At 69.0% G+C, this 7789-nt stretch carries 7 protein-coding genes; 6 read left to right on the top strand and 1 reads right to left on the bottom strand.

Translation table 11 applies throughout. The features are described from left to right. Positions 1-2378, top strand: a 2378-nt coding sequence (locus tag VFQ05_13650; GenBank protein ID HET9327805.1) for a TonB-dependent receptor, incomplete at its 5' end; no start/stop codon positions are given. A 6-nt stretch (positions 2379-2384) separates the two neighbouring features. Here VFQ05_13650 and VFQ05_13645 read toward each other — a convergent pair. Further along, positions 2385-2954 carry a peptidylprolyl isomerase gene (locus VFQ05_13645; GenBank protein ID HET9327804.1) on the bottom strand — a complete coding sequence of 190 codons (570 nt, stop codon included), beginning with the start codon at positions 2952-2954 and terminating at the stop codon, positions 2385-2387. 206 nt (positions 2955-3160) lie between these two features. Here VFQ05_13645 and acpS point away from each other — a divergent pair, with 206 nt between their 5' ends. From acpS to mce, 5 genes are read left to right on the top strand one after another with little or no spacing between them, the layout of a single operon-like run. Then, entirely contained in the window at positions 3161-3541 is a 381-nt protein-coding gene (gene acpS, locus VFQ05_13640) for a holo-ACP synthase (GenBank protein ID HET9327803.1), read from the top strand. Beyond that, positions 3542-5044, top strand: coding sequence for an acetyl-CoA carboxylase biotin carboxylase subunit (locus tag VFQ05_13635; GenBank protein HET9327802.1), 1503 nt, complete (start codon positions 3542-3544; stop codon positions 5042-5044). Between the two features lie 10 nt (positions 5045-5054). Next, positions 5055-5570, top strand: a complete 516-nt coding sequence (locus tag VFQ05_13630; GenBank protein HET9327801.1) for a biotin/lipoyl-containing protein — start codon at positions 5055-5057, stop codon at positions 5568-5570. Next, positions 5570-7207 carry a methylmalonyl-CoA mutase family protein gene (locus VFQ05_13625; protein ID HET9327800.1) on the top strand — a complete coding sequence of 546 codons (1638 nt, stop codon included), beginning with the start codon at positions 5570-5572 and terminating at the stop codon, positions 7205-7207. Before VFQ05_13630 ends, VFQ05_13625 begins: the two co-directional genes overlap by 1 nt. Continuing rightward, on the top strand, positions 7204-7620 hold the full coding sequence (mce, locus tag VFQ05_13620; protein ID HET9327799.1) for a methylmalonyl-CoA epimerase: 417 nt from the start codon (positions 7204-7206) through the stop codon (positions 7618-7620). Before VFQ05_13625 ends, mce begins: the two co-directional genes overlap by 4 nt. Positions 7621-7789 lie beyond the last annotated feature (169 nt).

Here is a 7789-nt window from a genome sequence, read left to right as displayed (position 1 = left end):
TCGTGCGCCGGCTCGAGGAAGTCGTGGTGCGTGCTTCCCCGCTGCACGACATGCTCTCCAGCCAGTCGGTGCAGATCGTCACGCGCGAGGATCTGCGCACGCTTCCGGTCGACCGCGTGACGGACGCGATCGGGCTCAAGGCCGGCGTCGTCGTGCAGGGCGAAGAGCTGCACGTCCGCGGCGGGCGTACCGGCGAGACCGCCCTGCTCTTGCAGGGCTTGGCGCTCAACGAGACGCGGCGGGGCACGCCGATGGAGCTGCCTCTGCTCGCCATCGAGTCCGTGGAGCTGGTGAGCGGCGGGCTCGATGCGGAGCACGGAGGAGGCCTGGCAGGCGTGGTGCAGGCTCGCACCTCCGTACCCGGATCGCGCTGGAGCGGCGAAGCGCGTTGGGAAACCGACGCCGGGATCTCGGGCCGCTTCATGACGCCCACCCAATACGATCGCGTCGCCGCTCGCGCCTCCGGCCCCGTGGCCGGTGGCTGGGGTATCGCGATCGCAGGAGACGTGCTGACGGACGACACGTATCTGCCGACCGTGATCTCGCGCACCAACCCCAGGTCGTGGCGGGCCGACAATCGGCTGCTCGGGTTCGCGAAGATCGCTCCGGTCGGGTCGGCGAGCGGACCGGCCTTCGAGGTGCTTGCCAGCCGCATCGTCGACCGTCCCTACAACCCGCTGTGGTCGCTGAACGGCTACACCACGCCGTGCGTGAATCCGCTTCTCGGCTGCGAGCCTGGTTTCAGCACCGAGCCTCTGCCTGGGTATCAGCGCTTCATCGGCGGCGATCACCAGGCCATGAGCGACGAAGGCCGGATCGCGGCCATTCTGTCGGCGTCGCGTGCGGTCGCCGGAGGACGGCTGCGGGGCGCCGCCGGCTGGCTCTCGGCGAATCGGCTGACGTCGATCGGCGGAAACGATGACGAATGGTACCTGAGGCCAGTCGATGGGCCCCGGTTCGGCATTCCCGACTCTCCCAATACGGATCCCTTCTACGCGTACTACGGGTACGAGCCTTTCTTTCATCGGTCGGCCACATCCACCTGGCTGGCGCGCGCGGACTTCGACCGGGCCACGTCGGTCGGCAACCGCACCGGGTTCGGCGCAGGTTTGACCTACGACCATGTGACGCTGCGCGAGCTGGACGTCAGCACGCGCCTGCCGTCCCCGCTCACGCTCGATTCCCTGCGAAGCTACGAGGCGTTCGCCCCCGGCGGCTTCGCCTACGGACAAGCGCGCTGGGTCTATGAAGGGATGGTCGTGAACGGCGGGCTGCGGCTCGAGTACTTCACCGCCGGCCCGCAGGCCGAGCGCCAGTCCTTCGGCGGGCCCGCGCGCGGCTTCTGGACGATCTCGCCGCGACTCGGCGTCGCGTACCCGACCTCGACGCGGGACGTGCTTTCGTTCTCGTACGTGCGCCTCGACCAGGCGCCGCCGCGTGATTTTCTGTACGAGAACCGCGTCCAGATCAGCAACCGCCAGCCGCTGGGCAACCCGGGACTCCAGCCATCGACGGTCGTTTCGTTCCAGGCCGCGCTCAAGCACCTCTTCGACCAGGGCCGGGCGCTCCAGATCGCGTTCTTCTACCGTGACCTCTTCGGCCAGATCGGCGCTCGAGCCTTCGAGGTCCGTCCCAACGTCTTCATGCGACGATACGAGAACGAGGACAAGGGCAAGGCGCAGGGATTCGAGCTCGGCTGGATCCACCCGATGACCACCGGCCGCTACGAGATCCAGTACACCTTCATGAACGCCGAGGGCACCGCTTCGCAGCCGGAGGGATTCCCGTACGGCCCGCTGTTCCAGCGTCCGATCGATCCGACCGGCGATCACCCGCTGGACTGGGACCGAACCCACTCACTCTCGTTCATCGGCCAGTGGAGCCGGCCATCTCCCCAAGCACCCGCCACCCCTCGCGGTCCCATCGAAGCGCTGCTGACCGCGCTGCGCGGCGCCTGGACGGCCTCGTGGGCGACGCGGGTCGGATCGCCTTTCCCGTGGACGCCGAGCCGGCGGAACGCGACGTCGACGGATCCCGCGCTCATCAACTCCGCGCGCTTCAAATGGGAGGAGAACACCTCGCTCGGCGTGCGCTGGTCACCCGCCCTGAGCCGGGGACACCTGTGGGTCGGCCTCGACGTGCGCAATCTGTTCGACTTCAGGAGCGAGCGCGCCGCGACCGCCAGCGGATATCCCCATCCGACGATCAACACGGTCTTCGACGACGACGGAGCATTCCGAGGCGAGACCGGCCTCCCTGGAGGCGCTTACTGGGACCAGGATCGGGACGCAATCGGAGACTACTGGGTCCGCATCCACGATCCGCGCCTCCTGAATCCACCGCGTCTCGTTCGCCTGAGCGTCAGCGTCCCCTGGTGACCCTGCTCACGCCTCCTCGACGGTGACCCTCTCCATGCGCAGCGGCTCGCTCGTCTCCCCGCCGCGGCTCCCGGCTTTCTCGAGCGCCTTGAGCACATCCATGCCCTCGATCACTTCTCCGAAGATCGTGTGCTTGCCGTCGAGCCACGGCGTGGCGACGAACGTCAGGAAGAACTGGCTGCCGTCGGTGCCCGGCCCGGCGTTGGCCATCGACAGCAGGCCCGGCCGGTCGTGTCGAACGTTGGGCTTGAACTCACCGTCGAAGGTGTACCCGGGACCGCCGGTCCCGGTGCCGAGCGGACACCCGCCCTGCGCCATGAAGCCGGTGATCACCCGGTGGTAGGGCAGGCCGTCGTAGTAACCCAGCCGCGCGAGATAGCTGAAGCTGGTGACGTGCATCGGCGCGACTTCAGGCATCAGCCGGATCGTGATCGTGCCCTTGTTGGTCTCCATGCGGCACAGGACGCGCTTCGAGGGATCGAAGCTCGCCAGCTTCGGCTTGCGCAGCTGGGTGCGCCAGCGCGACTGGCTCTTGTCCACGGAAGCGGCGGCAATCTGCTCGTCGATCGTCTGCATTGGGGTCCTCGCCATGAGAAGTGAACAGTGATCAGATCCAACCGGTGGTGAGGTCCGGCACGGAACCAAGGTACCTTCTGTCCACGCGAGGCTCAAAGCTGCGTCGTCTCGAAAGCCCTTGACCGCTTTTCGCACGCCTCCCAACATGGTGCGCCTCATCCGCCCGCGCCGGTGCTTCGGCGCTCTCATGAAGCCCAGGAGTGCGCATGCCGGTTCGCGGCATCGGGATCGATATCGTGAAGGTGGATCGGATCCGGGAGTCGCTCGAGCGCTTCGGCCATCGCATGGAGTCCCGGTTGTTCACTCCCCAGGAGCTGGAATACTGCCGCGGCCACAAGGATCCGCTGCCTCATCTGGCGGCGCGGTTCGCGGCCAAGGAGGCGGCTTCGAAGGCGCTGGGCACGGGGATGAGCGGCGGCGTGGCGTTCAAGCACATCGAGGTGCTGCAGCCCGGCGGCCGCGTCCCGACGCTGCGCTTCCACGAGGTCGCGCTGCAGCGTTACGAGTCGATGGCGTGCACCGCATCGCACCTGTCGCTCACCCATGACGCCGGCCTCGCGGTGGCGTGCGTGGTGCTGGAGGGCTGAGTGCCGAAACTAAAGCGCGTTCTCGTCGCCAACCGCGGAGAGATCGCCGTGCGCGTGATGCGCACGTTGCGCGAGCGCGGCCTGACCTCGATCGCGATCTTCAGTGAGCCGGACCGTGAATCGCTCCACGTCCTGACGGCCGACGAGGCCTATGCCGTTGGACCTGGACCGGCGCGCGAGAGCTATCTGAATCTCGAGCACGTGCTGGACACCGCGAGCCAGGTGCGCGCCGATGCCGTGCATCCCGGCTACGGTTTCTTCGCCGAGAGCGCCGAGTTCGCAGCCGCCTGCGAAGCGCGCGGCATCACCTTCATCGGCCCCTCCCCGAAGACGATCGGACAGCTCGGCGACAAGCTCGAGGCCCGCGCCGCGGCGAAGCGCGCGAAGGTGCCGCTGGTGCCTGCCTCGGACGGCGCGCTCGACGACCCGGCCGCGGCGAACAAGGCGGCCTTGACACTCGGCTATCCGATCATGCTCAAGGCCGCCGCCGGTGGCGGCGGCAAGGGCATGCGAGTGGTGCGCGAGCCCTCGGAGCTGGCGGGGGCCTTCGAGCTGGCGCGCGGCGAGGCGCTGGCGGCATTCGGGGACCCGCGGCTCTATGCGGAGAAGTGGATCGAGCGGCCGCGCCACGTGGAGGCGCAGATCCTGGCCGACGGCGATCGCGTGCTGTTCCTGGGCGAGCGTGAATGCTCGATCCAGCGCCGTCACCAGAAGCTGTTCGAGGAGACGCCTTCTCCTGCGCTCGACGCGAAGACACGCGCCGCGCTGGGTGAGGCCGCCTGCCGGATCGCGCGCGAAGTCGGCTATCGAAGCGCCGGAACCGTGGAGTTCATCCTCGACCCGGAAGGACGGTTCTACTTCCTCGAGGTGAACACGCGGCTCCAGGTCGAGCATCCCGTGACCGAGATGGTGACCGGAGCCGATCTGGTCGCCGAGCAGCTGCGCGTCGCCGCCGGAGAGCCGCTGAGCTTCCGCGAGCCGCCGGCGCCACGCGGCTGGTCCATGGAAGCGCGGCTGATCGCCGAGGATCCCGCGCTGGGCTTCATGCCGTCGGTCGGACGTCTCGAGCGCGTGCGCTTCCCGCAAGGTCCGGGCGTGCGCAACGACGCCGGCGTCTACCGGGGGTATTCCATTCCCGTTCACTACGATTCGCTGCTGGCCAAGCTGGTGGTGTGGGGCGAGGATCGCGACCACGCGCGACGCCGCATGGACCGGGCGCTGCGTGAAACGGTGCTCGACGGGGTGCGCCACAACGTGGCCTTCCATCGCTGGCTGGTGAACCATCCCGACTTCGCGGCCGGACGGCTCTCCACCCGCTTCCTCGAAGAGCACTTCGATGCGCATGCGCTCGCGCCGGATCGCGCCGCGCGCGAGATCGCCGTGGTCGCCGCCGCGCTGCACGCGCGCGAGGAGCGCGCCTCGGTGTCATTGCCCGATGGTGAGTCGCGGCGCGCCACGTGGCGGTGGGCCGATCGTCGCGGGCGCCCCGGCCGGTCGAGATGAGGAGCGCCGCGTGAAGTTCTGGGTCAGCCTCGAGGACCACGATGCGGAAGTCGACTTCCACACCGAAGGGGACCGTCTCTGGGTCGAGATCGAGGGGCGGCGCCTGGAAGCCGACTTCCGGCGGCTTCCGGACGGCGAGGTCTACTCGCTGCTGATCGAAGGCCGCTCGCACGAGGTGCGCGTCAGCCCAACCGGGCAGGGACTGGAGATCACGCTCGACGGCGCCATCGTGCCGGTCGAGGTCAGGCATCCCCTCGAGAGGCTCGTCCAGTCCTCGCAGGCCGCCCACCATGCCGCGGCCGGCGAGACCGTCGCCGCGCCGATGCCGGGCCTCGTCGTGGCGTTGCGCGTGAAGCCGGGCGATGTCGTGCGCGCCGGACAGTCCGTGGCCGTGGTCGAGGCGATGAAGATGCAGAACGAGCTGCCGGCGCGGCATGGCGGCGTGGTGCGTGAGGTCCTGGTCTCGGAGCGCGCTTCGGTGAGCGCGGGCCAGGCCCTGGTGCGGCTGGCGCCGGCGGAGAGCTGATGGCCAAGCGGACCGCGAAGAAACCCACGACGAGCAAGACCGCTCCCGCTCCCAAACCGACGCCCGCCCCTTCGACCCCCTCCGGCATCGCGCTCAAAGCGTGGTACGACGCCAAGGACCTTCCCGCCGACCTCGAGCGCCGCACGCCGCCACCGGGAAAGCCCCCGTTCACCCGCGGCATCCACCCCACGATGTATCGCTCGCGGCTGTGGACCATGCGCCAGTACGCAGGCTTCGGAACCGCGCAGCAGACCAACCAGCGATTCCGCTATCTGCTCACGCAGGGGCAGAGCGGCTTGTCCGTCGCCTTCGACCTGCCGACCCAGATGGGCTTCGACTCCGACCAGTCCCAGGCGCGCGGCGAGGTCGGACGCACGGGGGTCGCGATCTCCTGCCTGGCCGACATGGAGGCACTCCTCGACCAGCTCCCGCTCGATCGCGTCACCACATCGATGACGATCAATGCCACGGCACCCTTGCTGCTCGCGTTCTACGTGGCGGTGGCCGACGCCCGCGGAACCGCGCGCGGGGCGCTGGGCGGCACGGTGCAGAACGACGTGCTCAAGGAGTACATCGCGCGCGGCACCTACATCTATCCGCCCAAGGCCTCGCTCCGGCTCATCACCGACGTCTTCGACTTCACCGCGCGCGAGGTGCCGCAGTGGAACAGCATCTCGGTGAGCGGCTATCACATGCGCGAGGCGGGAGCGACGGCGGCCCAGGAGCTGGCCTTCACGCTCTCCAATGGACTCACCTACCTCGGGGCGGCACGCGAGCGGGGGCTCGACCTGGAACGGATCGCGCGCCGCCTGTCTTTCTTCTTCAACGCGCACAACCACCTCTTCGAAGAGGTGGCCAAGTTCCGCGCCGCCCGCAAGCTGTGGACGGAGCTGCTCGGCGAGCGCTTCGCCATCCGCGATCCCGACGCGCTGCGCATGCGCTTCCACACCCAGACGGCGGGCTCGATGCTCACCGCCCAGCAACCCTTCAACAACGTGGTGCGCACGACCGTCCAGGGCCTGGCCGCGGTGCTCGGCGGCACCCAGTCGCTCCACACCAACTCCTACGACGAAGCGCTCGGGCTGCCGAGCGAGGAAGCCGCGCTGCTGGCGCTTCGCACCCAGCAGGTGCTCGCGCACGAGAGCGGCGTCGCCGAGGTCGCCGATCCGCTCGCCGGCTCCTACCTGGTGGAGTCGCTCACCGCCGAGCTCGAACGAATGGCGCGCGAGCTGATCGATCGCGTGGATCGAATGGGCGGAATGCTGGTGGCGATCGATCGCGGCTGGGTGCAGGACGAGATCCACCGCGCCGCCTACCGCTGGCAGCGCGAGATCGAAACCGGCGAGCGCATCGTGGTCGGCGTCAACCGCTACGCGGAGGGCGATGCCGCCGCACCTTCGTTCCGGCACGATCCCAAGGTCGAGCGCCAGCGAGCACGCTTCCTGGCCGAGTGGCGCGCGGCGCGGGATGCGCGGGCGGTGAAGCGAGCGCTGTCGCGGCTCGATGCCGGCGCCCGGGGCACGGAAAATCTGATGGCCCCCATTCTCGAGGCGCTGAAGGGCGGGGCGACGCTCGGCGAGGTGTGCGACACGCTGCGCGCGGTGTTCGGAACCTACCGGCCTTCGGGGGAGCGATGAGCGACCGCGGAACGGTGCGCGGCCTGGCCCACCTGGCGCTCGCGGTGCGCGAAGCCGATCCCGTCGCCGAGCGTTTCGTCGCGGCTTTCGGCGCGACCCGTGGCGAGGAGGAGATCCTCGATGGCGGCTCGCTGCGCGTGGTGTTCCTCCACCTGGGACCGGTGACGGTCGAGCTGCTGGAGCCACGCTCCAAGGACCACACCGTGGCGCGCTTCATCGAGACTCGCGGGCCCGGGCTCCATCATCTGAGCCTCGAGGTCGAAGACATCCAGGCCGCGCTCGATCGCGCGAAGGCAGCCGGCGTCAACCTGGTGGACGAGAAGCCGCGCGCCGGCGCGCACGGCAGCCAGGTGGCGTTCCTCCATCCGAAGAGCCTGTTTGGAGTCCTGATCGAGCTGTGCCAGTCGCGCTGAACGTGAAGCGGCTCTGTCGAGCCGCGTACCCACCACTCCGCGAGTGCAAGTCCTTACTCTCCCTGGGGAGAGCAAGAAATTACATGCGTCACCTTTCGCCACCCTCCCGCAACCGTTCGCCGGCCCCTGGCCACCGTTCACCGGATTCCCGCACCCGTGGCGCGGCCTC

It is taken from the genome of Candidatus Eisenbacteria bacterium (assembly GCA_035712145.1).
GTDB lineage: Bacteria > Eisenbacteria > RBG-16-71-46 > RBG-16-71-46 > RBG-16-71-46 > DASTBI01.
The sequence above is the reverse complement of the archived record's forward strand: the minus strand, read 5'-3'. Positions and strand labels throughout refer to the sequence as shown.